30 protein-coding genes and 1 riboswitch are annotated in these 26,223 nt (G+C 60.8%); of the genes, 5 read left to right on the forward strand and 25 right to left on the reverse strand.

Annotation, left to right across the window (positions count from 1 at the left end; genetic code table 11):
- Positions 1–75 precede the first annotated feature (75 nt).
- The 3 genes from tssF to SOM61_RS08345 all read left to right on the forward strand — a co-directional run bounded on the left by tssF (position 76) and on the right by SOM61_RS08345 (position 3,632).
- Positions 76–1,911: a type VI secretion system baseplate subunit TssF gene (gene tssF, locus SOM61_RS08335; protein ID WP_320473643.1), complete on the forward strand. Its 1,836-nt coding sequence runs from the start codon at positions 76–78 to the stop codon at positions 1,909–1,911.
- A complete protein-coding gene (gene tssG, locus SOM61_RS08340) occupies positions 1,908–2,897 on the forward strand; it encodes a type VI secretion system baseplate subunit TssG (protein ID WP_320473644.1) in 990 nt (329 codons plus the stop codon). The genes tssF and tssG overlap by 4 nt, the downstream gene beginning before the upstream one ends.
- 123 nt (positions 2,898–3,020) lie before the next feature.
- Positions 3,021–3,632 (forward strand): type 1 glutamine amidotransferase domain-containing protein, encoded by a 612-nt coding sequence (locus SOM61_RS08345; RefSeq protein WP_320473645.1) that lies wholly within the window; start codon positions 3,021–3,023, stop codon positions 3,630–3,632.
- Between the two features lie 114 nt (positions 3,633–3,746).
- Here SOM61_RS08345 and SOM61_RS08350 read toward each other — a convergent pair whose 3' ends face one another.
- Positions 3,747–4,304, reverse strand: coding sequence for a manganese efflux pump MntP (locus SOM61_RS08350; RefSeq protein ID WP_320473646.1), 558 nt, complete (start codon positions 4,302–4,304; stop codon positions 3,747–3,749).
- 3 nt (positions 4,305–4,307) lie between these two features.
- Positions 4,308–4,476, reverse strand: a riboswitch (yybP-ykoY riboswitch).
- Positions 4,477–4,630: 154 nt separating this feature from the next.
- Here SOM61_RS08350 and SOM61_RS26420 point away from each other — a divergent pair.
- Positions 4,631–5,110, forward strand: a complete 480-nt coding sequence (locus SOM61_RS26420; RefSeq protein WP_346433428.1) for a hypothetical protein — start codon at positions 4,631–4,633, stop codon at positions 5,108–5,110.
- Here the strand turns inward: SOM61_RS26420 and tnpA are convergent.
- From tnpA to SOM61_RS08380, 5 genes are all read right to left on the reverse strand, one after another.
- Positions 5,016–5,537: an IS66-like element accessory protein TnpA gene (tnpA, locus tag SOM61_RS26425; RefSeq protein WP_346433429.1), complete on the reverse strand. Its 522-nt coding sequence runs from the start codon at positions 5,535–5,537 to the stop codon at positions 5,016–5,018. The genes SOM61_RS26420 and tnpA overlap by 95 nt on opposite strands.
- Before the next feature lie 351 nt (positions 5,538–5,888).
- Positions 5,889–6,599, reverse strand: a complete 711-nt coding sequence (locus SOM61_RS08365; RefSeq protein ID WP_320473647.1) for a DarT1-associated NADAR antitoxin family protein — start codon at positions 6,597–6,599, stop codon at positions 5,889–5,891.
- Positions 6,600–7,280, reverse strand: a complete 681-nt coding sequence (locus tag SOM61_RS08370; protein ID WP_320473648.1) for a DarT ssDNA thymidine ADP-ribosyltransferase family protein — start codon at positions 7,278–7,280, stop codon at positions 6,600–6,602.
- Between the two features lie 37 nt (positions 7,281–7,317).
- Positions 7,318–8,463 (reverse strand): hypothetical protein, encoded by a 1,146-nt coding sequence (locus tag SOM61_RS08375; protein WP_320473649.1) that lies wholly within the window; start codon positions 8,461–8,463, stop codon positions 7,318–7,320.
- Positions 8,460–8,963, reverse strand: a complete 504-nt coding sequence (locus tag SOM61_RS08380) for a DUF4365 domain-containing protein (protein WP_320473650.1) — start codon at positions 8,961–8,963, stop codon at positions 8,460–8,462. Before SOM61_RS08380 ends, SOM61_RS08375 begins: the two co-directional genes overlap by 4 nt.
- Before the next feature lie 604 nt (positions 8,964–9,567).
- On the opposite strand from SOM61_RS08380, the gene SOM61_RS08385 reads away from it, so the two are divergent.
- Positions 9,568–10,578, forward strand: coding sequence for a transposase (locus SOM61_RS08385; RefSeq protein WP_320473651.1), 1,011 nt, complete (start codon positions 9,568–9,570; stop codon positions 10,576–10,578).
- A 104-nt stretch (positions 10,579–10,682) separates the two neighbouring features.
- On the opposite strand, the gene SOM61_RS08390 is transcribed toward SOM61_RS08385, so the two are convergent.
- The 19 genes from SOM61_RS08390 to SOM61_RS08480 all read right to left on the reverse strand — a co-directional run bounded on the left by SOM61_RS08390 (position 10,683) and on the right by SOM61_RS08480 (position 26,192).
- Positions 10,683–11,432: a hypothetical protein gene (locus tag SOM61_RS08390; protein ID WP_320473652.1), complete on the reverse strand. Its 750-nt coding sequence runs from the start codon at positions 11,430–11,432 to the stop codon at positions 10,683–10,685.
- Between the two features lie 8 nt (positions 11,433–11,440).
- Positions 11,441–11,962, reverse strand: coding sequence for a hypothetical protein (locus SOM61_RS08395; RefSeq protein WP_320473653.1), 522 nt, complete (start codon positions 11,960–11,962; stop codon positions 11,441–11,443).
- 1,363 nt (positions 11,963–13,325) lie between these two features.
- Entirely contained in the window at positions 13,326–13,616 is a 291-nt protein-coding gene (locus SOM61_RS08400; RefSeq protein WP_320473654.1) for a hypothetical protein, read from the reverse strand.
- Between the two features lie 411 nt (positions 13,617–14,027).
- On the reverse strand, positions 14,028–14,279 hold the full coding sequence (locus SOM61_RS08405; RefSeq protein WP_320473655.1) for a hypothetical protein: 252 nt from the start codon (positions 14,277–14,279) through the stop codon (positions 14,028–14,030).
- Positions 14,280–14,509: 230 nt separating this feature from the next.
- Positions 14,510–14,695 (reverse strand): hypothetical protein, encoded by a 186-nt coding sequence (locus tag SOM61_RS08410; RefSeq protein WP_320473656.1) that lies wholly within the window; start codon positions 14,693–14,695, stop codon positions 14,510–14,512.
- Positions 14,695–15,114, reverse strand: coding sequence for a 3TM-type holin (locus SOM61_RS08415; RefSeq protein ID WP_320473657.1), 420 nt, complete (start codon positions 15,112–15,114; stop codon positions 14,695–14,697). Before SOM61_RS08415 ends, SOM61_RS08410 begins: the two co-directional genes overlap by 1 nt.
- Entirely contained in the window at positions 15,114–15,530 is a 417-nt protein-coding gene (locus SOM61_RS08420; RefSeq protein WP_320473658.1) for a glycoside hydrolase family protein, read from the reverse strand. The genes SOM61_RS08415 and SOM61_RS08420 overlap by 1 nt, the downstream gene beginning before the upstream one ends.
- Before the next feature lie 3 nt (positions 15,531–15,533).
- The gene (locus SOM61_RS08425) at positions 15,534–15,779 is read right to left on the reverse strand and encodes a hypothetical protein (RefSeq protein WP_320473659.1); all 246 of its coding nucleotides are present in this window, start codon (positions 15,777–15,779) and stop codon (positions 15,534–15,536) included.
- 136 nt (positions 15,780–15,915) lie between these two features.
- Positions 15,916–18,054 (reverse strand): hypothetical protein, encoded by a 2,139-nt coding sequence (locus tag SOM61_RS08430; protein WP_320473660.1) that lies wholly within the window; start codon positions 18,052–18,054, stop codon positions 15,916–15,918.
- A complete protein-coding gene (locus tag SOM61_RS08435) occupies positions 18,054–19,400 on the reverse strand; it encodes a hypothetical protein (RefSeq protein WP_320473661.1) in 1,347 nt (448 codons plus the stop codon). Before SOM61_RS08435 ends, SOM61_RS08430 begins: the two co-directional genes overlap by 1 nt.
- A 9-nt stretch (positions 19,401–19,409) precedes the next feature.
- Positions 19,410–20,744, reverse strand: a complete 1,335-nt coding sequence (locus SOM61_RS08440) for a hypothetical protein (RefSeq protein ID WP_320473662.1) — start codon at positions 20,742–20,744, stop codon at positions 19,410–19,412.
- Between the two features lie 33 nt (positions 20,745–20,777).
- Positions 20,778–21,047, reverse strand: coding sequence for a hypothetical protein (locus SOM61_RS08445; protein ID WP_320473663.1), 270 nt, complete (start codon positions 21,045–21,047; stop codon positions 20,778–20,780).
- Positions 21,047–22,612, reverse strand: coding sequence for a hypothetical protein (locus SOM61_RS08450; RefSeq protein WP_320473664.1), 1,566 nt, complete (start codon positions 22,610–22,612; stop codon positions 21,047–21,049). Before SOM61_RS08450 ends, SOM61_RS08445 begins: the two co-directional genes overlap by 1 nt.
- 7 nt (positions 22,613–22,619) lie before the next feature.
- Entirely contained in the window at positions 22,620–23,138 is a 519-nt protein-coding gene (locus SOM61_RS08455; RefSeq protein WP_320473665.1) for a hypothetical protein, read from the reverse strand.
- On the reverse strand, positions 23,135–23,992 hold the full coding sequence (locus SOM61_RS08460; RefSeq protein WP_320473666.1) for a hypothetical protein: 858 nt from the start codon (positions 23,990–23,992) through the stop codon (positions 23,135–23,137). Before SOM61_RS08460 ends, SOM61_RS08455 begins: the two co-directional genes overlap by 4 nt.
- Positions 23,993–24,009: 17 nt before the next feature.
- Positions 24,010–24,645: a phage adaptor protein gene (locus tag SOM61_RS08465; RefSeq protein WP_320473667.1), complete on the reverse strand. Its 636-nt coding sequence runs from the start codon at positions 24,643–24,645 to the stop codon at positions 24,010–24,012.
- A gap of 11 nt (positions 24,646–24,656) precedes the next feature.
- Positions 24,657–24,950: a hypothetical protein gene (locus SOM61_RS08470; RefSeq protein ID WP_320473668.1), complete on the reverse strand. Its 294-nt coding sequence runs from the start codon at positions 24,948–24,950 to the stop codon at positions 24,657–24,659.
- An 85-nt stretch (positions 24,951–25,035) separates the two neighbouring features.
- Positions 25,036–25,872 (reverse strand): carboxypeptidase-like regulatory domain-containing protein, encoded by an 837-nt coding sequence (locus SOM61_RS08475; RefSeq protein ID WP_320473669.1) that lies wholly within the window; start codon positions 25,870–25,872, stop codon positions 25,036–25,038.
- A 2-nt stretch (positions 25,873–25,874) separates the two neighbouring features.
- Complete coding sequence (locus tag SOM61_RS08480; protein WP_320473670.1) at positions 25,875–26,192, reverse strand: hypothetical protein; 318 nt, start codon at positions 26,190–26,192, stop codon at positions 25,875–25,877.
- Positions 26,193–26,223: the final 31 nt, after the last annotated feature.

Genomic DNA, 26,223 nt, shown 5'->3' on the forward strand with positions numbered 1-26,223 from the left:
CGTCAATGTTGCGCTGTCACAAGACAACTTGCCGCGATCTGCACCACCGTAGAACGACAGCCTGAGGAGGTCTTCATGGAAGAACTGTTGCCGTACTACGAGCGCGAACTGGTCTACCTGAACACCGTCGGCCGCGAGCTCGCCCACCAGTATCCGCGCCTGGCGGCCGAGCTGGGGCTGGGACCCGAGGGCAGCGAAGACCCCCATATCCGGCGCCTGATCCAGGCCTGCGCGCTGCTCAATGCGCGTACCGCGAAAAAGCTCGACGACGACTATCCGGAACTGACCGAAGCCTTGCTGGGCAGCCTGTATCCGCATTTCCTGCACGGCCTGCCGAGCTGTTCGATCGCGCAGGTGGACGGCGGCGATCAGCTGGCCCGGGCCGGCAAGATCGAGCATGTACAGGCGGTGCCGCGCGGCACCGAGATGAGTTCGCTGAGGGCGCGCGGGGCGCCCTGCGTGTTTCGCACCACGGCCGAGCTGGCGCTGGCGCCGGTGAAGGTGGCGCGCGCATGGTTCGAACCGGTGGCCCACGTCCCGCCGCGCATCCGGCTGCCGCCGCGCGCGGCGAGCCGCATCGGCATCGCCTTCGACAGCGCGCTGCCGGCGCGCATGCTGTATGGCCGTGGCCTGCCGCGCCTGCGCCTTCACGTGGACGGCGACGGCCTGCTGGCTGCGGCGCTGATCGACGCCCTGGGCATGAACGTGGTCGAAACCTGGGTCGAGGCCGAGGGCATGGAGGGCTGGCGCCGCCTCGACGGCGCCGCGCTGCAGCTGGGCGGGCTGGAATCCGACGAGGCGCTGGTGCCGGAACAGGACCACGCACATCCGGCCTACCGGCTGCTGACCGAATACTTCGCCTTCCCCGATAAATTCCATTTCCTGGACCTCGACCTGGCCCGGCTGGCGCCCTTGCTGCCGGCCGGCGCGCGCCACTTCACCCTGCATTTCCTCCTCACCGGCATGCATGCCGACTCCAGCCCGGCGCGCATCCTGCGCGCGCTGTCGGCCGCCAACCTGCTCACCGGCTGCGTGCCGGTGGTGAACCTGTTCCGCCAGGCGGCGGCGCCGGTGCGCATCACACACCGTTCGGCAATGTACGACGTGGCGCCGAGCAGGCACGAGGAGGGCGTCGAGGTCTATACGATCGATGCCGTGCACGTGCTCAGCACCGAAGACGGCAAGGCCGCCAGCGTGGAGTACCGTCCCTATTACGGCCTGCGCCATGGCGAAGGAGGAGGGGAGGCCCAGCGCTACTGGTTCGCCCGGCGCGACGACCGCGGCGACAGCCGCCACCGCATGAAGATCGCCTTCACCGACGACGATTTTTCGCGGCTGGAAGAAGATGCCAGCGTGGCCTCGATCGACCTCACCTGCAGCAACGGCGCGGCCGCCTGCGGCATCGGCATCAAGGCGCCGGGCGGCGACCTGGTTAGCGAGACGGCGACGAGCGGCCTGCCGATCCGCCTGCTGCGCAAGCCCTCCGCGCCGCTGCGCTTCGGCAACCGCAACGGCACCCACTGGCGCCTGGTGACGCAACTGGCCCTGAACCACCGCTCGCTGGCCGACCTCGACGCCTTCCGCGAGACCCTGGCCCTGTACGACCTGCCGCGCTCTGGCGCCACGCAGCGCCAGATCGCCGGCGTGAGCGCGATGGCCTCAATCCCGGCCACCGCCTGGCTGCGCAACCGCTACGGCGCGAGCCTGGTGCATGGCATCGAGGTGCGCATGACAGTGGACGAGGAAGCCTTCGCCGGCAGCAGCCTGTTCGTGTTCGCCCAGGTCGTGAGCCGTTTCCTGGGCCTGTATGTGCACCTGAACAGCTTTACCCGGTTGGTGCTGGTGTCGGGGCAGGGCGACAAGGAGTTGCTGCGATGCGAGCCCCGCAACGGCAGCCTGGCGCTGGTGTGAACGCTGTCGGGCGTACCAGCGCCGTCGTCGACCTGCTGCGGCAGCCGCAACGCTACGAATTCTTCCAGGCGGTGCGGCTGCTGGTGTCCTGGCTGGCGCACCAGGGTATCGCGCCCGAGCATGCGCTGGGCGGCCTGATCCGCTTTCGCAACAGCCTGGGGCTGGCCTTTCCGGCCAGCGAGATCGAGACCATCGTGCCCACCACCGAGGGCGTGCCGGCGGTGAGCGTCACGCCCACGCTGATGGGTTTGCTGGGCGTGATGGGAACCTTGCCGCTGCATTACACCGATCGCTTCGCGGCCTGGGAGCTTGCCGTGCGCGACGAAGGCCCGCGCGCCTTCCTCGACCTGTTGTCGAGCCGCCAGGTGGCGCTGTTCTACCGCGCCTGGTGCAAGTACCGGGTGCGCCATGCCATGGAGCCCGATGTGGACCGCTTCCTGCCGCTGCTGCTGGCGCTGGCCGGCGTGCCGGCGCGCACGGACGGCGCGCATGACGTGGAGGCGGCCAGCCTGGCCTGGTTCGCGGCGCCGCTGCGCAGCCGGGTGGTGAGTGCGGAGTCGATCGCGGGCGTGCTGCGCGCCTATTTCCGGGTGCCGGTGCGGGTAGAACAATTTACCGGTCGCTGGGACGTGCTCGAGCCGGGGCAGCGCACGCGGCTGGCGTGCGGCAACTGCGTACTGGGGGAGGGCGCTACTGCGGGAGCGCGGCTGTTGCGGCCCGAGCTGGGCATCCGCATCCGGCTGGGGCCGGTGGATGCGAGGGCCTTCGAGCGCTTTTTGCCCGGCGCCGAAGGGGCGCGGGCACTGGCCGCCTTGCTGGACCGCTTTGCAATCGACGTGCCGTATCGCGAGCTGCAGGTGGTGCTGCGGCGCGAGGACGTAGACGGCGCCTGCCTGGATGGTTCGGCGCGGCTGGGATTGGATGGTTTCCTGTGCACCCAGACGGGCGGACGCGACCGCGATGACGTGTGCTATCTGCTGGAATGAATGAGGGAGGAGTGAGCGCGACATGCTTACAGGCATGCGCGCGCCGCGGACGCGGCAGACGACCTACAATCGATGCGAATGAACCGCACTGATTAAGGAGGCTTTATGCAACAAGTAGAGAACATGCAGCCGGCGGATCACGTCGAGCCGGCCGCCACCCAATCCCTGCAGGGCCGGCGCGTCGCGGTCCTGATGACCGACGGCGTCGAGCAGGTCGAATACACCGAACCACGCCGCTTCCTCGAGGGACTGGGCGTGAAGGTAATCCTGGTCTCGCCCAAGAATGCCGGCGAGGAAATCCAGGGTTTCAATCACCTGACGCCGGACCAGAAATTCAAGGTCGAACTGAATGTGCAGGACGCAAAGCCGGGCGACTATGACCTGCTGCTGTTGCCGGGCGGCGTTGCCAACCCGGACAACCTGCGCCTGAGCCCTGAGTCCATCGCTTTCATCAAGGCCTTTGGCGACGAGGACAAGCCGATCGCCGCGATCTGCCACGGGCCTTGGCCGCTGATCGATGCTGGTGTGGCCGAATCGAAGCACTTGACCAGTTGGCCGACGCTGCAGCACGACCTGCGCAACGCGGGCGCGGAATGGACGGATGAAGAAGTCGTCGTTGACGGCAAGCTGATCACGAGCCGAAAGCCGGATGATATTCCGGCCTTCAATGAGGCGATCCAGAAGCAGTTGATGGTGCTGCAGCAGGCGGGCAGCGATCCTGGGCCGACGTCCTGAGGTCTTCGCGTTGAACGAACGGCGCTCATTCTTTAGTTAGCCCAAGCACGTCGTCCCCGCGCAGGCGGGGACCCAATCTCTGCAACCGAAGCCCGATCGCCTGAAGGGCCCGCATCACTGCAAATGCTCATACAGCGTAACGCTGCCCACCGCAATCAATACCAGGCCGCCGAAGATCTCGGCGCGCTTGCCCACCACGGCCCCGATGCGGCGACCGATCAGCAATCCCAGCGTCACCATCGTCAGGGTCGCCAGGCCGATCGCCAGCGCCGGCCACAGGATGCCGGTGTCGGCAAACGCCAGGCTGACCCCGACCACCATCGCATCGATGCTGGTGGCAAACCCGGTCAGCGCCAGCAGCCAGAAGGGACGGGCGGGATCGTCCGCGTCGTCATCCGGCTCGCCGCAGCCTTCGACGATCATGCGAATCCCCAGGCCGCCCAGCAGGACGAAGGCGATCCAGTGGTCCCAGCTTTCGACGTAGGACGCCGCGATGCTGCCCATGGCCCAGCCGACCAGCGGCGTCACACCCTCGATGATCCCGAACAGCAGGCCGACCTTGAGCGCATCCTTGAACAGGACGTGGGCACGGCGTGAACCCATGGCGATCGCGACGGCGAAGGCGTCGGTGGACATGGCGAAGGCGAGAATGATGATTGCAGCGAGAGTCATGACAGCTTTCCGATCGGGCACGACACAAGGCATGTCGCACGGCCCGATCGTCGCGCGAACATGCCAATGGTCTTGCCAACCAGAAGGCTTCCGCACCATGACGTGGAGACGTCAAGTATGTTGATACGGGAACTTCCGTTGCGGAAGTAGGCTACTCCCCAAGGGCGGGGGCATGGTAACGCAAGAATGGCCTGGAGACAAGAAACGCACTGACCCTGGGCTCCAACGCCTGCCTTAATCCATGTCAGGCGGATCGCGTTGATTTTGAACTCGTCCGTATTTTGCGGGTCTTCCAGTCATCAGGAACTGGCTGAGAGGAACCCATCGTGCGAGACACCGCCGCGCCGTCGATTGCCCCATTGAGGCGGGCCGAGATCGAGCGCCTCTTGCCAATCGCGCCGGGATGGATCCTGGTCGAGCGGGTCGTCGAATGCCGTCCGCCGGACTATATCCGCACCTGCCGCCGGATCGAAGCCGGCGACGCTTTCGTGGCCGCGCAGGTGCCGGGCGGTGCGCAGGTCTTGCGCAAATCACTGCTGATCGAGTTCGCGCAGCAGTCGGCCCACTTGCTCGTGCTGTTGTCGCGGACAGGACCGGATGACGTGTGGCAGCCGCGCCCGCCGACACGCTGCAGCGCCCAGTTCCTGGCGCCCGCCTGTGTCGGCGAATTGCTGGTGGCGGAAGTGATGCTGGACGATTCGGTCGATGGCGTCATGCTGCGAACACATGGCCGCAGTACGGGTCTTCAGCCAACGCGGTTTCGACTTTGGCCGCCAGGCCGTTCATCCCGGCACGCATGTCGGTAACGCCGGCGGCAAGCCAGATCCTCGTGCCAGCAGGCAGGCCGATCATGTGCGCAGACTGTGAAGTACCAACTGGAGCAACGCGGCATCGGCCGGCGCCGACGCGGACAACTGCGTCGGCGATGACGATCTCGATAATGCCTGCTGACGATGTGAGGCCTGGATGTACCTGCAGTGCCTGAGCGCGCTGCACCACGACGGGCAGCAGGTGCGCCGACTGCGATTTCGACTCTTTCAGCAGGCCGGCGCGCAGGTCGCGCCGCCATTTGAACAGCATGTTCGTGTTGATCCCGTGTCGCTGCGCCAGCTTCGACACAGACACACCTGGTTCACACGCTGTCGTGGCCAAGCGGTGTTTGAACTCGGTCGGATAATTGGGACGTCCTTTGCGATTGCTCGTCTGGCCAACAGTGTCCACAGTAGTTCCCATCAAAAAGTAACGGGAACTACTTTCGCAAAGCGAGTTGGCTACGTACAGACGGTGCTGAGAGGACGCTTACCACCGCTGCGCGGGAAGGACGGCCGCGCTGGCGCGGGATTGCCGGCTCGGACTGAACGGAGAATGACAACGCATATGAAAAAGCCGCTGACGAATCAGCAGTTGAGTCGGTAAGTTCAATATACGAGGTCTGACCTTCGCTAGGGTCAGGTCACGGCTAGGGTCTGACATTCAGACACGAGCTCTGCCTTTAGAGCGTCTATTGCCGAGGCCGTGTCTAAATATCAGGCCGGACCCTATAGATGGACCTATTTTGCCGATGCCTAGCGTTCTGAGTATTAGTCAGTCGAACTTAATTCGATCCTGCATCACTGTGTTTTCGTGAGCATTACTGACCTTCATCTCTTTAATGGTCGATAGATACAGCTCCTGATCCTGAAGGAGTATCTGATTTAGTATCTTCCGGCGCACCAGAGACGAATAGAGTGCCGCAGCGTAAGCTTGGCAATTGATAGAGCGTTCCGGGTTAAAGGCGATGTCGGTAAACGCTTGGTATTGCAGGACTTCATCTACGTAGTCTGGATGCTTGTGGAGAGCGTTTATGTAGAGCCAGTCGTAGAACGCCGTTCGAGGTTCTAATGGCCATTCTTGCTTAAAAAACACGAATTTCGTCATGCGCCCGTTTTGCGTAAGCCTCGGATCGCGTTTGGCCTCCAAAGATGTTGCGCCTAGCAAGTCAATGAATGGCCCACCTCGCTCAAACACTTTGCTTGCTTGGTATGCACATTCAACGCTGAACTCGCGTTGGTATTTCAGTGTCCTAATTTTGAGGTTGAACGCGCTTAAGTGAACGCCAACGTCCTGCTTGGACTTACTCGAAATCTCAAGAATTCGCTGTACCCCGACCGCTTCACGCGTCGCATTGTGCAGGGAGTCGACACACTTCTGCGCCTGTGACAGCGCCATGCCCGGAAACCACTCAAAGTCTACCAGTACTGTCGAAACCAGAGCCGGCCCATCAGTTGTCGGGATGAATACGGGGCGCTTAGCCATTTATTTCCACTTGTCAAAGTCCTTCCGTGCAGAAAAATAGGCATGATTGTGCAAGACTTGCTGCTGCAAGTTCATTGCGGCGTACTTACGCCTCAGTGCTGCGTCATCAAATATTATAGCGTCAATATCGTCCGGCTCGACAGGTTCGAGTATCAATACCTCCGCTTGCGGATTCGTCGTATACCGATCTGGTATATTTAGCCCTGCCCGAGGAACGCCGGGAAAGTCATTGAACATTGCCTGAAATGCTTCAGTGGTTTGTCTCAATGGAAGTGGGACGCCGCTGACGTCGTTATGGGCAGCATTGCGAACGCAAAACGCACAGTTCTTCTGCCACAGCACTTCTGCTTTAATTCGAAGTACAACCCACTCTGTCCCGGGATTGTCAGACCGAAACGGCCAGAATAGTTTGTAGTTCGGAAAGCTGACAGTTGCGCAGATCCCTGTTGTTCGATCAAAGCGTGCTTGATCGTTGCGAATGGAAACTATACGATTTCTGTTCAACCAATCCGTCGGTAAGAGACCATAGTTTAATATCGATTCCAGATTTTCCAATCTCGTGAAGTGGCATAATAACGAATGTTTCGTGCTGCTACTATTTGTTGAATAGTCATGGACTAGCTCGCTTGTTATTATCGTTAAGTGCGGGGTTGTAGTTCTGAATCGATCTATTGCAACCAATCACTCTCTTTGTCCCCTAATGATGAAGACTTTCACGTCACTGCTTAAAAAATGCTCCATTCGTGATGATCTTGAAATCAAGAGGGCTAAGCAATTTAACTTTGCGAGGTCGAACATCAAGATCACCAACACAAGAAACTAGTTGTTTATTCTCGTGCGCATGAATAGCCTCTTTGTAGGCATCACCCGTTAGTTCGAACTCTACGTTCTTGTCCACGCTACCGATAGTGGCAGTCACGGTGATGGTTCCACTCTCGCTGTCGCGATCCCGATGAAGCCTCCGAACATAACCCCGAAGCGTGTAGCCAACCCGAACGTATTTTTCGCGATAGTACTCAGCCATCTCTTTTAGAGTCGAGACCTGATCCGGGGAAAACGTAATTGATGTAGTCAGATTATTCCCGTACTCTACATCTTTCGACAGTCCTACAGACACTGTAACTTCGCGGCTATGCTTTTCACCACTCAGGCCGATAAGGGCTTCGCACATATTCGCGCTTGCCCCTTTGGAAATTGCGTCATCCCAGACGCTATATGGCTCAGTACCGTTTGCATTAATGGCAAGTGATGCCAACGCCTTCAGGCCTTCAACTAAGTTGGCAGTAACAACCCTGCTGAACGGGCTATCCATAATGTCGTTCTGTGCATTCGGCGTTCTGATTACTGGAGCAATAATGTTGACGATATAGCTGCCCACGCCGGTCTGACCAAGTCTCAACGTAGAGAGATAGTCGTTCGCTTCTGATGGACGCTTACCAGAAAAGTGTCGACGTTTGGCGACTGTCGTGACCGCAGCGGCGATCATCAAGTCACGACCATGCTCGTGCAATGCGACACCGTCCAATAGCGGAATACTCCCATCTTCTACATCGCGATGTGCGACTCGAATGCTCACTAAATCGCACAGATATAGCGTCAACTCCTTCAACATCTGATCGAAGAGCTTGCCTTCGAACTTTGCTAGATTCGAAATGACATCCATCATTCTCTGCCAGTAGTCGCGCAGATCAAGGTGGTCCGGCAAGAGTATTTCAGCGTCGCCATAACCTTGCTCAGGACGATGCCAGATGGACGCGACATCTTTTATCGTCCCCTGCTGAATCCAGCCAGTGGAAGTCAGATAAGAGCGTGCGTTGGTCACTGGCACATGCGCCAACTTCTTCTGTAGTTCGGCAGCATTCATACAACGCCGCTCTTGCTCGCCAAGGTCATCAACTTATACATTGCGTCAGGCGTCAGCCGTTGAGACAACGGAACATTCACAACGATCTTTCCAGTATTGTGCGATGACGGCATGCCCTTCAAAGACACCCAGTAACAGCAGTGATTGAGAATCATGCTATGGGAGTCGTGGTGCGCCCAAGATTTCACGTCTTCGGGTACCACGAGCACTACCAAGTAACACGGCGCGACAACATTCGTAGCACGCAGGTCATCGTAATTCTTCATTGACAAGGGAAACTTAATGTATTCGCCCGAAATCAAGTCTTGCGAAGTGCACTTTAGCTGAAGATGCATCTGTGGATTACGAAGCCCGCCGTTTTGGCCAAAGCCTTTGCCAGCAATAATCAAATCAAGGCTGTCATCATCGATAGTCATCGAGCCATGATTGAGTCCAGCCTGAGCAGCCATAGCGTGAACATAGGCGACGTTAAACAATTCTTTCTGGTTGGAAATGTGCATTGCAGTTTAACTCTCTGACTTGGCAAAATCACACCATAGCTTACGATCAATGTGTTGAATAGTCAACTTTTGATGCTTGCCAAGCATTCTTCAATTCACTTGCCAACCACATGGGCAGGAGCTAGTGATAGGTAGACTTTGCTCCACTCAGCCTGGACAACATTACCGATACGAGATGCAATGAAGGCCAAACGCTAGAGAAGCACTGAGTTATTCTGGCGCGCTGGAATCGGTCACGAAAAATCTGCCCAGCGAGGCCTCGCCAGCCGCGCACAAACCATATCGATACCGCGTGGTATCGCGAGGGTTTGCAACGCTGCTGGGCAAGGCTCGGCCAGGGCAGGTCTGGCATTCAGACTTGAGCTCAGCCTTAAAAAACGCGTTCATTGTCGAGGCAGTGTCGAGATGTCAGACCTCGTATATTGAACTTACCGACTCAACTGGTAATGTAAATGATGCGGCCGGGCGAGGTGACATCGTTCAGACAGAGTGCCCTTGAGCACGTGGGTCAGATAGATGCCCTCTCCCGTTTTCATTTTATAAGTCCGAACGGTATCTTGGGCCATCGCTTCCGGCGTAAGCCCGCATACGAGAGAGGTTAAAAATGGAAGAGGTCCACTCAGTTGTCGGTATCGATGTAAGCAAGAAAACGATGGATATCGCTTTGCTGAGAAACGGCAAAGTGAAATCGAAATCGCTAGGCAACACGCCTGCAGGACACCTAGAGTTGCTGGAGTGGCTTGTCGCTTCGAAGGCCGACATGACGACGATCCACATCTGCATGGAGGCGACGGGGGTGTATTACGAAGCCTTGGCGCTAGCAATGCACGATGCCGGTCTTAAGGTCAGTGTCGTCAACCCATCCTGTGTCAAAGGGTTTGGACGCAGTGAAAATATCCGCAACAAGAATGACACTATCGATTCGGCACTCATTGCGCGCTACTGCGCGGCGATGAGGCCAGAGCCATGGGTGCCGATCCCACTGGAGCAGCGTCAGCTACGCGCTTGGTCACTGCGGGTGCAGTCACTGAAAGATATCCGGCAGCAGGAAGAGAATCGGCGTGAAGCCCATATCGTCAGCGGCATGGTCGATGTGGCGGCGCACGTCGCTGAGCATGTCAAATGGATTGATGAACAAATCAAGAAACTGGAAGCCGAGATCGACGATCACATCGATCGTCATCCAGGGCTCAAGCGCGACAGCGAGCTCCTCGTCAGCATTCCTGGAATTGGCAAGACCACCGTCGCGCGCATCCTGGGGCATCTTGGGGATGTCCGCCGCTTCAAGAGCGCCAAAGCCTTGGCTGCATTTCTCGGCGTGACGCCGAAGCACAACACATCCGGCACTTCCGTCAAAGGAAGGTCTGTCATCTGCCGGACCGGCAGTACATCGATAAGGGCTGCGCTATTTATGCCGAGCATGGTGGCATGTCGCTACAATCCGATCGTCAAACAATTTGCGGAGCGCCTACTAGCCACTGGGCATTCAAAAAAGGCCGTCATTTGCGCCATCATGCATAAGATGACTCACTTGATCTATGGCGTCATCCGCAATGGCAAGCCGTTCGACGCAAATTATTTGTCGAAACCACTTGCCATTCAAGACGGTATCTGACCCTGTCGCTCGCTAGTGGGTGGGAAATTGAGGCGTTCTGACTCAGCTGGAAGGTAGGCGAGATGAAGGCTGGTTTCAGCAGTCAAGCTCGCCGGATTCACTAGTTAGAAATAGACCTCCGGAATTCCTACAAGTTCGATCTCAGGTATATCGGTGGTAGGATTAAAAATTACCTCGGGATGTTTGTCAGGAGGAGGCTTTACTGGAACAACAATAACGGTTCCGGTTCCACTGCCCCCGCCGCCGACAACGGTTCCTCCACCTCCACCTACACCTCCGCCGCCGCCGTAGCCGTCGCCACCTGATCCCGGCCCCGTGGAGGGCTCGTCTCTCGTTCCAATAACTAAAGTGTCATTTTCCGGGTCGAATGCTGGGCCAGTAAATTCATTGTTGCTATTGTCAACCGCAACCCATTTTCCGCTGGATGTATGCGCCGTCGGATTGTCAACCCTTACAGTGCCCAATACGTCTACGCCCGTGCCCGTCACTCGAACGGGTTCACCTAGATCACGTGCCACACGACCCTCAAATTCTTTAGCAATTATTTCATCCGCTTCGCCCGTTTCAGGTGTGGCCCAGTGCTTCATTTCGTGTGCCAGAGCCATCGCCGGGGAGGTAACTCCTACAGAGCCGTCTTCAGTAATGACTTTGTGTGCTCTCGTGGGGTTCCAATAAAGAGTTCCGGAATTATTGTCATAGAACGTGTCACCATCGTGTACTTGAAGGATCAAAAACTCCGTCATGAGCTTATCTTTTACCGGTCTCATGTTGATGGATTTATCAAGGTAGCTCAGGGAAAGTTCAAATAGGTCTTTCTGCTCCTGGGTAATACTTCCGCGATAAATAGTCGGCATGAGCTTCCTTACATTTCACAAAATTTGCTGGCGTTGTTTTTCTCGATCCGAGACTTAGCCCATGTGCGCAACAGCTTCAATGTCTTCTCGTCCGACGTGAGATAAGAGTGTTTTGAGGATTGACCCTTGTCGATGACGCCGAATACTCCAGGCTTTAAGTTGTGCGCATCACTAATAAGCATGCGAATTTTAGAGCCATCCCGAAGATTCAAATAAACTACGTTGCGTAACTGATAATGATCTTCCCCTTTGTTTGATAAAGTTATTCCTCGGCTTAAAATTGCGGACAGCTCGGATATCTGATCAGAATTTCCCTCGATTTCATAGATGCAGCCGTTCCGCAGCATGTCAGCCTCGGTAACTGGAGCGTAAGTGTTAATGTTCATCGGGTAGAAAGCCAACTTGGCGCTTTTAATTTCGCTTGCCGATGGGATCTCTTTGATTCTTTCGTCGGCAGCAGCGGTGCTGGAATATAAAACTGTTGCTGCGGCGATGGTTAAAAATTTAAGTAATTTCAGTCCGTGATTCATCAAGCCCTTTCAAGTCAGAATTGCAATGCAAGTTTCAATGAGGGATTATTGTTGCAGGCACGTTCATCGAAGAAATTGATCCGACCTGCTCCCGTAGGACTGTTAAATCCTAGCGAATAATTGTAGGTGAATTTTCACAAACCGTAACAAAGGGGAAAATAATCTGGGAAAAAATGCTGCATTATTAACAAATTGTAGTCGAAGTATTTACGATCGATCGGAATTGGATTGCGCAATCGTTATCTGATGTTGCTGATCTGAACGAGATGGTGAAGCGCGTTCGCTTTAATAGCCTCATTGACTACGTTGCTTAGAGAGTTGATGATTGGAAAATATCGGGCAGATTTTGGCAGAAGAAAAGTGCGCTACGGTCGGAGAATCCCAAGGAAAAACTTAATGGCGGCCGAGCACGATCTGAACGCATTTGGCACATCCAGCCTTCAGGACGACGATTAGCACCGAGAGACGTGGCTGCTGGTGGCTCGGCCTGGTAGACCTGTCGGACGGATCGGGCTAGCTGTTCGGGTCCATGCTGTTGCGACCGCACATCGCCGGCGTGCCACGTCAGCCAGTCGAGAGCGCGGCTCGCGAGTCGGGCGTGCTGCTGCGCGTTTGGAAGAGCGAGACGGTGTCGGGTCTGACATTCGCAAGTTGGACACGGTGTCTTCAATTACCTGTCGCGTCTTATGCCCCTGACGGGAAGCCGGCCTTTGTCGTCATTCCGTTCGATGAGTATAGGAAGACCCGCGCGGCGGAACGCAACTTCATCCCGCACAAGGTCGTTAGCCCACTGCGGACAGCACCCCGCCGTGGCGTGCCTCGCGCAAGCACCTGAAGCCGACCCAGGCCGAGGAGGCGGCCCACATAAGTATTTCGAAGTCGTCCTACGCCACGCACGAGGCTAGCGACTCGATGCGGCGCCAGACCGTCGGCAGATCGCCAAGCCCCTCGGGATATCGGTCGAGCGGGCGGAGGTCTGATCGGTGCCGCTTTGCTGCGAAACGCATAGATATACGTAAACATGTTCGCCGCTAAAAGCGCGAATTGACCGTTCCGATGCGGTAGGCGCGGGATGGGGAATCGGGCATTTGCGGAAAAGCTGGGACGGCAGAATTATGCAGGTACTTACCTGAAAACCCGCATGTATCGTTGGTGCCCGGAGCCGGAAACCAACTGCCTTTAAAATCAGGCGCTATGCTGAGGGTGCGTAATTTTTGCGTAGTGCTGCTGAGCTTTAGAGAAGGAGCCCCGGAGGGCGCCTTGGGGGCAAGCGGCGGGAATCGAACCCTCCGCACATCCAGCAACCACGCGGGTCTGACGATGAATGCTGTCAAAAAGCTGGCATTCCGCAACCCGTAACCGGCTACAGACCAGTAGGCGGGCGAGATGGGCGCGGTGTCAGCGTCCAGTCCAGCAGCGGTGTTGGCAACTCGAAGTTGAGTGCCCGGGCAATCTGCCGGGCAGCGATGACGCCTTCGATCATCAGGTCGTGGGCCTTGACGGCCGCCGCGTGGTCGACTGCACGTATCGATTCCTCGAAGTGCTCGTACCAGGCGCGCAGCATCTGCATGATGTCGCACAGGTACTGCACCAGGATCTGCACGGAGGGGGGAGCGGGCGGTTGACATTCCGCCCGGGCGCTACTATTGTCCATATCGGATCTCCTATTTTTCGTGACATGTCACGATAATTCGCTTAAGGGATTCAAAAGCCTTGGCCGCCCTGAGAAGTTGCCGAGGCTTTTTTCATGGTGTTTCTGGAACTGCAAATCCAGCATACTTCAAACCGCGTTACCCTCACAAGCGCTCGCGTCTTGCCCTTGGTGACAGCTGTTACGTCCCGTGACTACGGCGTGTAACCACGATGTCGATCTCTGGATTGCAAAATGTAGTATTTCGCCGCAGCGAAATGGGTAATTTTGCAAAACGATCTTCAGTTTGCAAAAGGCTTCTTTTCGCGAAGCGCATAATTTTTTCATGTCGACGTTCCGGCCGCGGTTCTAACGCTTAGCGTTGACGATATGAAGGCAGTGCATTTCTTCGTTAAGTGTTGCGAAAACGCGACATTAGCTCGAAGAATCCAGTCTTGGGAATTCTGTAACGCATGGCTCATTTCTAAGCTGCTCGCGTATGGACTCTAAAACATCTCCTTGCTGCCCAGGGAGCGTGCCCACGATCCGCTGGAGCTGATCCACGTATAGGGCAAGCGCGCGCAGGCGCTTAACCTCCCAAAGCAAGGCGCGCACATCCGGCGAATAGAGGTTTCGATCTTGGATGGCGCGCAGTTCCTCGCGCGTGAGTGGAGGCTTGAAGTTCATGTTGGCTGCGAATCACTGTATGCATGAACAGTATAGCAATTCATGGTTTGATTTATCTCAAACTACTTCGCAGTGATCAACGCAACATGTTGCCATGGGTAAACGAACTGATCGATTGACTGCCGTACAGGTCGACTTGGCGTTGAACGTGGCCGCCGTGTTCGGCTTGGGGGCAGGGGTTCGGGTGCTGCACGCCGAAGGCATATCGCCCGCGGTCGTGCAGCGCGTAATCATCGACGGTGGGCCTCGCCGAGGGGCTCCCCCAACATCCGTTCCATCATCGCTTCCGCTGGCTGCGACAGGTAGTGATCGCCCGCAATGACCACAACGCGCGCGCCGGCGTCCGTTCGCTTCTGGTGAACGGTCAGCACGTGGCCGCCGCCGGTGGGCGTAAGGGCGTAGATGTCGAACTCCATCACGGCACCTTCTTGATCTTCTCCACGGTGCGAAGCGTGCCCAAGCCCAGCATCCCCAGCAGGATGGTGCTCATCTCGCTGAAGTCGAACTCGGGTAGGGTGATCGGGTGGCCAGCTACCGCCATCAGGACGGCGGCAGTCGGGCCGACGACGAACTTGAAGGCGAACGCCGCTGCGCACACCCAGCCGATTGCCGGGCGCCAGCCGGCGACGAAGATGCTCTGGTGTTGCGCCTCGGCCTTGTTCACCTCCATCTGGCCGGTCGCCATCTTGAGGTCGGCATCCAGCTGGGCCAGCTCGCCGCGCTGGGCCATTTCCATAACCTTGACCTTGGCGTCGGCCGCGGCGGCCGGATCCGGGAACAGGCGGTCGAACACGTTCCCCAGCATGGGGAGCAGTGCAGTAAGTACGGGCGCCATCAGAATTCTCCTTTGCGCATGAGGGTGGCCAGGCGGACAGCGCGGGCGCCGACTTGCTTGGCCCAGCGGGAATCGAGCATTTCGCGCGCCGACGCGTCGTATTGGCCGGCACGCATGTGGGTCAGCGCTTTCTCGAATCCGAGCAGCCGGTTGATGCCCAGGTTGAAGCACATGTTGGCCAGAACGTTCTGGCGAGCGGGCGACATCTGGCGCCACCAGGACAGGCGGCGGTCGAGGTCCTTCTCGACCTCCTTGATGTCGTTCTTGAGCATCAGCGCGATCTCGTCGTCGAAGAACGGGCGGTCGGTTATGTTGCGGCCGACGCCGGCCGTCATCTTGCCGACGGTATCGACGTAGGCGATCGCACGGCGGCCTTCGTCGATGACGAGCTGCGCCTCGAGTTTTTGGCGGTCCATGGGTCAGCCTTTCAGGTGGGAGACAAGCCAAGTGATCCCGCTGCCGATCGAGCCGGCGGCGCCGCCGATCAGCATCAGTGTGCGCCAGCCGCCGCGGGCCTGCGCCAACTGGTTGAGCACGCGGTCAAGCTTCTGGTCGAGTTCGTGATTCGATGCATCCAGCCGCGCGATCGCGGACTTCATGTAGGCGACTTCGACCTGGAGCTGGGCCAGGGCGATCGCGTTGTTCTGGTCGGTGGTGGTGGTCACATGGACCCTTTCAGGAAATAAAAAGACCACCCGAAGGTGGCCGTATAATTGTTGAAACTTCTTGGGGTAGCGAATGCACTTCGATCCGATCCAACTGGGCGCCGTACTCGCCTTTCTTTTCAATGCCTGGTGGGCGTCACGGCGTAAGTAGCCGGCGCCGCCGATCCTCCTCCGTTTCCGTTCCCATGAACGCCGCTGGCGACAGCAGCAGCCCGCGCTGGTCTGCTGGCTGCTGAATGCGCGGCCTGGCCAGCGTGCGCGGCACATCGAGCGCGCGCCCCGACTGGAAGCCCACCTGGATGTTCTGCAGCGGTTCGCCGATCGCGGCCTGACCGAAGGGAATCTTCGACAGCACCGACTGGCTCAGGATGCGTTCAGCCAGCCCGCCCAGCGCGCCGGCCGTGTTCGGGTTGTTCACGGCCGCGCCGGACGGCTGGAACTGCTCATAGCGTGATACGCGGCCCAGAGCCTTCATCTGGTTGATCTCGGCAGGCTGGAAGAACAGCCGCAGCTTTCGATCGCCGATCTGGTCGAGCGCCTTCGTGTAGGCGGCGCTGCTGAAGTTACCCACCTCGTCCGCCTGGCCGTTCAGTGCCCGCTGTTTCAAGAAGCCGGTGATCTGTTCGCGCACGGCCGCCATCGCGTCCGGGCTGCCCTTGATCGAACTCTTGAGCTGAGCCACGTCCATGAAGTTCGACTTGCTGCCGGCGCCGACGATGAATTGCTGCACAAACTTGTCCGGCTCGACGCCATCACGCACGGCCTCCAGTGCAGGCGTACGCTCGACGATCTGCATGTACGAACGATTCAGCCGGCGAGCGCGATTGAACGCGCTGAGGGCCTCCTGGCCGATCTGCTGGCCTGCTTGCAGCGGCGTGTCGTCTAGCGCACTGCGCACCATCCCAAGCGCCTTTTTCTCGGCCTTGTCGATGGTCGCGCGCTGCAACTCGCCGATGCGTGTCTTGAACTGCTCTGCCACGTCGACGGTCAACGGCATTTCGCCGGTCGCTGCCTTATTCAGCAGATTGCGCACGTCGCCCGGCAGCTTCCCACCCAGCAGCGCATCGTCCAGCAGGTTGTTGGCGCGCTGGGTGAACGCGTAGGGGTCGAGCATGGCGCTACGCCCATCAGCCGCGCGCGCCTGATCGTATCGGCCCTTGATGATCTGCTGCGCGCGCGCATCGCGGTTGGCAAGCGCGTCGATGACGCGCCCCCCACCGGCGTATGCATCGTCGGCCGCGTCGGCGCCCAGGCTGTTGAGCCCCTGCTTGAGCAGCTGATTGTTTCGGTTCTCGGTCTGGCCAAGGAACTGCGCGGTGGTGTCCTTGCTGTTCACGCCCAGCTTGGCCAGGTTGCGCTGCTGGGTCACCACGGCCGGATCCAGCGTCAGGCCGGCGGCCGTCGGCGTCAGCCCGGTCATGCGGTAATCGGCCAGGCGCCGCACCGCATCGGGAGAGACTTGGTCGCTGGTGCGGAATGCTGCAGCGACGTCGTTGCGGATGCTCTGCGCCACCTGGTGTGGCAGCTCCTCGAGCTTGATGCCGGAATCCTGCAGGGCATTGTTGATCGTGATGCTGATCTGCTGCGCCTGCTCGGGCGTCGGTGCCGCTGGACGAGCATGGCGCGCCACAGCTGCGGCCGCGCGCTGCGCGCCACCGATCGCCGCCGGCGCCGCTACGCCAGCTGCCAGCGAGGCGACCAGCTGCGCGCCGTCGTCGCCGCCAGTCTCGCGAGTGTAGCCGCCGGCCAAGCCTGCAGCGCCGGCCGAGGCCAGCTGTTGACCAGGGTTCGAGGCCAGCAGGCGCGCCACGGCCTGTGGCACGCCCGAGGTGGCTTCGACGGCCTTCGCTGCGCTGCCCAGCATACCGGCGCCGCCGGCGACCAGCCGCGAGGCGTCACCGACGATGCGCTCGGTCGACGTGCGCGGCTGCGGGAGGCCGACCAAGTCCGCAACTGCCGCGCCGGTGCGCGCTGTCGGCTTGTTGCCCAGGATCGGGTTGGCCAGCGTCCGGAGCGGGTTGCCGACGAAGCTGTCGAACACCTCACCCACGCCTTCTACCGCGTGGCGCGCGGTCAGGCCCACCTGGCGCGGGACATTGGCCAGCGCATCACCCAAGTCTTGACCGAACGGCTTGGCGCGCGCCGCCGGCGTTGCGCCTTGCTGCTGGCCGACCTGCGCGGCGATCATCTGCTGCGCCTGCTCGGGAGTGGTTCCCTCCGGGACCTCGAAGCGGCCGATTCGGCCGTCCGGCATTTCAAAGCGTGCGATAGGCATTATTCGAATCCTAGGAATTTGACACCGCCGCCGGATGCCGGCGCGGCCTGTTCAGGTGCGTATTTTTCGTACATCGACTTGAGAACCGTCAGCGCGGCCTTCTTCGTGGCCTTCGGCACCGTCGGGTCGCCGATCTGCGCCGCCATCTGGCGGTAAAGCTCGACGTCCATGTTCGATTGCGGGCCTTCCATGCGCGGCTGGGCCATCATGATGTTGCCTTCGAGGACGCGGAGCTGCGCGATGTTCTGCGCGCCGTCGGTGGCTGAGCCGTACCAGCGAGCTACCTGGTCGGCGCCAGCGCCGAGGTAGGATCCCGTCGCCCCATCGATGAGCGAACCGGCCTTTTCGATCAGCGGCATCAGGTTTTTTGCGGCTGCGACCTTCTTGGCCGCCGTCTCGCCCGGCACTGCTTGGCCATTCATCATGACCTGGCGCGCCTGGCCGGTCCCCTTGTCGACCAGCATCGGTCCATTTAATGGATCGGTGACGATCTGGGTCCGCTGGCCCAGGCGGTTCACGTCGTTCGCCTCGCGCGCGCGCTGGTCGGTCATATCTTGCCCGCGTATCGACACCGCATTATTGGCACGCGTGTTCGGGTCGACCGTGTTCGTGAGCGACCGCACTGTTTCACCGGTCGTCGGGTCGATCAGCGCCGTCGTGCCGCCGAGGTTCACCCGTTCGAGCGCCTGCGCCACCTGCAGCGGTACCGGCTGGCCATGCGTGCCGTCCTCGAAGAACGGGGCGTACATGGTCTTGCCGCCGGCAGTTACTTTGGACCACTCCTTCACTTTCGGCTGCAGCTTGAGTGCCGATTCCTCGGCCGCCTGCGCCTCGCCTTGATACCCGTTGTCGCGCAGGTACTGAGCGAATTGCAGCCGCTCCTGCACAAGGGCGTTCCGGTCGCGCGGCTGCGCCCCGGGGGCGGCCATGGCCTGCTGCTCACCAGGTGCGCTGGCGGTCCGCGCGGAGCCATCCATCAGCCCGGCGAACATCGCGGCGCCCGATCGATCCTGCGGTAGCGCGGCCGGCGCCTGCTGGCCAACGCCGCGCGTCAGCTGGTACGACTTGACGAGTGCCTGGTACTCCTGCGCACGCTGGCGCGCGAGTTTTTTGGCCTCGAGATCGGATTCAGCGCCTTGGATCTGTAGGCCGCGCATCTGCTGCAGCTGGCCCTGTTCGCGCGCTTGCTGCTCCGTCTGCTGGTAGGCCTGCAGCCCGCCGCCCAGGATCTGGCCGAGGCCGGTCGGTCGGAACGACGGGCCCGAGCCCTGGAGAATCTGCGCCGTCGCGGCCAGCAGGCCCTGGGATTGCGGCGAGCCGCCGAACATATCGAAAATGCTTGCCATATTGGCTCCTTAGAAATAGCTGCCGCTGGTTCCCCAGCCACCGCCGCCGAACAGGCTGCCCAGGGTTCCAGTCGTGCCGCCCGAGCCGCCACCGAACAGACCGGCGAGCTGGCCGCCCAGCATCGCGCCGCCCAGCGCGTTGCCGCCTTGGTTGTTGTAGACCGGCTGCGAGCTGCTGCTCGAGCTGTTCGCGCCGAGGTACGGCGCCAGCAGCGAGTTCACGCCCTGCGCGCGGCCCAGACCCCAGTTGTCGTTGGCATTCACCTGGTTCGACGCGTTGCCGAGCAGGCCTGACAGGAGACCGGCGCCGGCAAGGCCTGCGCTCGTGTTCTGGCCGTTGGTCGCCAGCTGCGATTGCTGGTTGGCCAGATTCGTTTGGTGGCCGAGTCCGGCATTGAACTGGTTGTTTTGCTGAGCCATGCTGGCGTTCGTTTTGCTGGCGTCGAACGAGTTTTGCACGTTTTGCATCTGCGCCTGCTGGGCGTACGATGCCTCTTGCTGCGCCACGCCGTACTGCTGCGCGCCCAGGCCCTGGGTGGCGGCGAGTTGACGATTGCGGTCGGCATCGTAGGCGCCGGCCTGCGCCGCCACAGCCGCATCGGTGTTGTTCTGGCCGAACTGCGAAGCCGCGCGCGCCAGGTTCGTGTTCATGCTGTCGATCGCCTTGCCCTCGGCGATGCCCTGGCGTGACCCGCCAAACTGGCCGGCCAGTACCGAGTTGCCGCGGATGCTGCCCAGCACGTCGTTCGTGGCCGACTTCGCGTCGGTCACCATGTTGCCGAAGGCGTTCGAGCTCTGGTTGATGCCTTTTTGGATCGAGCCCGTGAGATACGGGTTTGCGCCCGGCGCGCCGTTGATGAGGCTGTTGTAGGAGCCTGAGAGGTCGATGTTGTTCTGGCTGGGCGCGTTCACCTTCTCGCCCACGGCATAGGCCGGCAGGCTGGCGGTGGCGCCAGCAGAGCCGGCGGCGTGCGTCATCGGCGCCGGGTTGCCTTGCATGGCTTGGTAGGCGGCGCCGCGCGTGGCAGCCAGGTCGGCAGCGCCGTTGTTGTTGAGGTACTGCGCGTTGGCGTTGGCGAAGCCGGTGGCGGCGTCGGAGCGAGGCTGGTTCATGAAGCCCTGGTACTGGGACAGTAGACCCTTGTTGTCACCACCATTCCCGAACAGCATCTGCTCGAGGCGTGGGTCCAGCTGTTGCTGCTGCGTGGTGGTGTGCGACTTAGGCTGGCCACTGCCGCTGGCCAGGCCGCCCAGCGCGCCGCCGATGGCACCGCCAACCGGACCGCCGATGATGGTGCCAGCGATAGGCGCGGCGATGCCCACGAGGTCTTTCAAAAAGCCCATGATGTTCCTTTCAGAGGGTGATGCGGCTGGGTGTCAGCCGAGGTAATTCCAGGAGTTGTTTCCGTATCGGTACAGGCCGGCGCCGCTGCCCGGGTTCCACTGAGTGCCGTCGGCATTGCGCAGCATCCCGTCGCGCGGCTTTGCTGGCGGTGCGTAGACCACCGGCGCGAAGCCGTCGGCCAGCGCGTCGAGTGCGGCCTTCCACTTCAGCTGCTCCTCGCGCAGAAAGCGCTGCATCTGCGCTGGATCCGCCGGCGGATCGCCTGGCTGGTAGCTGACTGCGTTCGTGCTGGGTGTGCGCATCAGAATTCCCCCGCGTCGTCGATGTCCATGGCGAAGCCGTCGAGCTTCCAGCTGAAGGCCGTGCCCGTCTCGAACCGGATAGCGATGTACCGGCCGGAGACGAAGCAATCCAGCTTCAGACTGCGGCCGATCGTGTACGTCATGGGCGGCGCCCACTTCGGCTCGTCGTCGGGCCCGTCAGCAACGCCCACCCGCACGATCACGGTGCCGCCGCGGTTACCGGTGATGCGCGGCCGCAAACCCGAAACGAGCTTGATGCGCTCCGGCGCGCCAAACGCGAGTCCGCGCCGCTCGAGATAGGCATCCGGCAGCGCGCCGTCGAATGACGTCGACGCGTCGAGCAGAAACAGCTTCGTGTCGGCGCTGCCCATCATCACGCGCGCGGTGTCCGGCGTGAAGTCGGGGCCGTTCCACGCGGTCAGGTCCGTGTCCCAAGGAGCGTCGTCCTGATTCCAGTTGCCAGCCAGCGAGTTGTCGACCGGGCCGTAGGCCGCGTGCGTCACGTTCGGCAGGCTGCGGAAGCTGACCGTGCCGTCGACGTAGTTGTAGACCAGCGCCATGTCGCACCAGGTGGCGCCGATCGAGGGGTAGGCCACCAGGATCTCGTTCAGGAACGGGTTCTTGAAGACGAAGACTTTGTCCTTCTGTGCGACGTCGATGTTCTGGAAGAAGAAGCGGCGTGCCTTCTTGTCCAGCACCGACCGGGCAGAGAAGCCGTCGTGCTGCACGATGTCCAGGCCCGTCACCGCGAAGTGCATGGCGCCGAAGCCGGCTTCGAACTCGACCGCGCAATTCATGTTCAACAGGCCGCTCATGCCCGACACCTTGCGGGGCTTCAGAATGAACTGGCCGCCGACATAGTCGATCGCGTGGGTGCTCGATTCCTTGTAGACGATGAAGCTGTCCTTCAGGCCCAGGCCGTCGACGATCGGGTCTTGGCCCTCGGCCAGGTCGAACTCGCCGGCGTCCTGGGTGAAATCGCCTTCGTTCCAGGTGGAGGGTAGGGCGCCGGCGACCGCGAGCGATGACCACTTCAGCATGAAGTCGAGCCGCGCGCCGTTTCGGGTGATCCTGAGGGCGATCAGCATGTTCTTGTACTGGCGCAGCACCTTGCACGACGTCGCCGCCGGCCAGGCCGGCAGGTCGACAAACTTGTGCGTCAGGTCCGTGTCCCAGTACATCGGCGGCTTGCCATCGCCGGCATTCAGCACCGGGATCCCGCCGAATACACAGCCTGACCAGGCGTTGATCTTGCCGGCGCGCGAGGTGGCGTGGCTGATGTTCGTGTGCACCGATGCGCCGGAGGCGTTGGACGCCGCGAACTGCTTGCCGGCCGCCGCATACAGCCAGTAGCGCGAGCCCGCGACGTTCGCCTGCAGGAGGAACTGCGGCACCTCGGGCGGCGTCAGGTAGACCTGGCCATGACCGAGGAACTGCAGCGCCGCACCATCCAGGAAGCGGATGTTGCGTGCGGCCGACCAGGCGCCCTGTGGCAGCTCGGCGGCCGCGACGTCACGGACCACGCCGATCGCCCCGACGTTGTCGAATTTGATTGGGTTGGCCATTTGGCCCTCAAAGGTAATAGGTGACCGTGACCAGGCCGCCGGCCGGGACCACGATGTTGTAGCTGGCGCCGCCGTTGACCGGCACGTTGGTGAATGAAGTGGTCCCTGGCGCCGTGTTGCCGTAGCTGCCCGGGAAGGTCTTACCCAGACCAGTTGCGGACGCCCCGGTAGTTGGTGGCCGGTTCTCGCTGTACGAAGCATCCGAGTAAATCATGCACTCCTGCACCGAGTTACCTGGAGAGACGACGATCTCCGGCTCGCAGTACGGAGCGGGCATCGAGCCGAAGCCGTATCCCAGGTCGGTATCGGTCCTGCGGTAGACGAAGTCGACGTAGCGGTGAATGACCTGAGTTCTTCGGTAACGGCTGACAGTGCCCGAGAACCCGTCCGTGCCGCGGGCGCCGTAGCCTGAAACGCTCACCGACGAGACGCCAGCCGGCACGACCAGCGTCCCGTTTTTGTCGAACGGGATAGAGACCGGCTGCGGGCGCCGACTGAACGCCAACGCCATGAGCCAGGCCTTCATGCGGCCTTCCCGTAGACGACGCCGTCGCCGAGGGAGTACAGCACTGCGCGGCCTCGGCCGGCAGCAGGGAAGGTAATCCCAGACTGCGCGAAATTGGTCGTCTCAGTTCCGTCGGCCTTGATCCAGGTGATGCCGGTCGTGACCAGGGCGATCTTGCCGTAATCCATCAGCTCGAGCAGGATGCCGGCGAGGCGCCCTGATGGGAAGCCGGTGGCAGTCATCGTGTGCTGGCCGGTGGCCCGGATCCTTTGGCCGTCGCCCTTCCTGTAGTCGACGATGGCCGTGCCGTTGGCAACATCGCCATTGTCGAATACCGGATCACCGCGACCGTCCAGGCTCACCCAGGCGCCGGCGCGGGCTACGCTGCCGAATACTCTGCCGTTGTTGGTCGGGTCGTTCACACCCGGGACCGTGCCCGCGATCACCAGCTGGTCGACGTAGTTCTGGGTCACGTTGTCGAGGCGGAAGCGCGCACCGTCGTAGAAGGCGGTGTAGAAGCGGCCCGCGGTGAGGTCGCCGGCCACCAGCGCCACGCCGGCCACGCTCACGACTTCCTTCGGTCCGAGGCCCGAGATGTTCATCGTGGTCGCGCCGGTGTTGCCCGCGACCGGGACGAATACCGCCAGCATCTTGGTCGAGTAGGCGACCAACGGCTGGGCCGGCGTCAGCGTGTAGGCGTTGGGTGCGCCGCCGTCGGTGCCGGTGACCAGGATCGCTCCGAGGAAGCCAGCGAAGCTCTGGCGCAGGCCCCTTTTGATGTTGCGGATCTCGTCATCGCCTTCGCTCTTCGGAGCAGCGCCGGTTGGCGTGGCCGGATTCAGGTCGCCCAGGTAGGTAACGTTTTCTACTGCCATGGTGTGTCCTTCTTGGGTCAGGTCGGGGCGGGTAGCGCCAAGCTCCCGGCGTTTTCCCATTCGTTGTAGTTGTTGAGCAGGCTCTTCGCGATCGCGTACTTGCCTTCCCACTTCTGTTGCTCGACGGTGTTGCGGGCGTAGGTGTGTGCTTCGCACATCGCGGCCGCCAGGTACACGTCGGGGTGCTGCTCGATCAGCCAGTTCACCCCACCAGGGCTGTCTGCAAGCGCTGGCACGCCGCCTCGGTACACCATATCGATGATGTACGCGCGATCCGGAGTCGGCTGCAGCACCAGCACGCGGCCGACGATCGTGTAGCTGTTCGGCGCGCGCGGCCGGCTGTCGCCACGCTGCTCGAGCAGCGCCGGCGCGGCGTAAGTGAGGGGTTCCTGCTCAGGAATGGACAGCCGCCTCATTTCCGCGAAATCGGCCGGCAAGTCGATGGTCGCGACGCCGGCCGTTGCCGTTAGTACCGTGATGGTCTCAGCCAGTCGGGCTTTGAGATCGCCGTTGATGCGCTTCTCCGCCAACATCACCATGTCGGGGATGAATAGCTCGAGGTCCGTGCGATGCATCCAGCCGGCGATCGAGGCTGCGAGCCAGGCATAGTCGCGCGCGGAGGCGCTGGCAATTGCTTTTGCGATGATCGTCATGGCCAGCTCCGTCAGGCGTAGAAGCGTTCTTCGCCCAGGATCTCGGCGTCGAGAATCTGGGTTGCCCGGCCGGCGTCGATGATCCCCATGGCTTCCAGGCCCAGCACACCAGCGCGCGCTCCCTCGTTCTCCAGGTCGATATAGGTGGCCGCGTTCAGGTCGGCCAAGTAGACGCGCAGGCCGGCGGACGCTTGGCGTTGCTCGATCGGCGCGCCCGGGTCATGCAGCGCGGCCAGCTCGATCCCGGTTTTTTCGCTCATCGAAAAGCGGTTGCGGAATGCAAGCTTCGTGATGTGGCGTGGCATACCAGCCACACCAACTGCCAGGTCCGCTTCCTCTTCAGGAGTTACATCACGAAGAACACCGCCATCCATTATTTGCCTTGCCATGTTATGCACTCCTTCTCAGCGCGTAAGCGCGGATCGAACCCTGCACCGTGTTCGCGTTGCTGTAAAAAATTCGATATCCCTTGAGCCTTCCCGGTGAAGAGACGAAAGCTCTTCCCGAACTGGCGGTGCCGGCGGTGCTACCCCCCTTGCATCCAGTCTCGTAGCTGAAAAGCTTCGTGCCCTCCCCATTGATGATCTCGAGCGCCACAAGGACGCCGGTAGAGCCACCGTCATTGGGCGTTGAAATTGGAACCTGACGAACCAGTCCCGTCGCGTCATAGAATCCCAATGACAGCGTCGCGCCGGATACAGCCGGGTCAGCCCTAAAGTCGTGAACATCGATGTAGATCTTGTCGCAGTCGTCTGGGAACAGGTTCGTGTCTTGGACGGCCACGACGGGCGTCGTGATGTCCACCGAACCTTGCGGCAGCGGGATCAGGCGCCGTGAGGCTTCCAAGTATTCAAGCGCGCCTTGCAAATTCCCGGCGCCGTTCGCGATGAGAGGCTGAATGCCGACATTGCTTGCACCCGACGCCGCCGCCAGGCTGCGCATGGTGACGAATGGATCGTCGTCAGGGTCTTCGAGCAGGATCTGACGGGTGAATGTGGCGAAACGCGGGCTGGAGAAAGTGGCGGTGTATTTGCCGTCGGCCGCGTAGAAACCGAAATAGCCGGTGTCATCGGTCGTGAGCGGCTGCGGCAACTGGTTCGTCCCGTTGTCCGAGTACAGCGACGCCGGCAGGCCGGTGGCGTTGTCGGTGACGGTGACTTCGGCCCCCGCGATCGCCCGCAGCGCGCCGCTCACATTGGCGGCGAGGTTGTGCTCGTATTTTTGCATGGTCAGACAGATACCTTGTCGATGATGAAGTAGCCGTTGTCCGGGTCGGCCAGGAAGCGAGACATCAGGCCCTGGTCCTGCATTACATCCTGGAAGCACTTGCCGATGCGGCGGGCCCAGGCGTCCAGCACGGTCACCGGAATCGACGCAACGTGGCGGTCGCCCATGCCGGTGCGGGTCAGGCCCAGGTTGTGGCGTTCTTTTGCACGCTCGAGCGCGGGAGTCACATCCTCGACGGTCTCGATCGCGCACTTACCGTCCTGCGTGGTATGCATGAAGGTGGCGCTGTAGCCATTGAAGCGGAGAAGTCGTTTGCTCATGAAAAAAGCCGCCCAGTTGCCCGGGCGGCTC

The organism is Massilia sp. CFBP9012 (assembly GCF_034045115.1).
Lineage (GTDB): Bacteria > Pseudomonadota > Gammaproteobacteria > Burkholderiales > Burkholderiaceae_D > Telluria.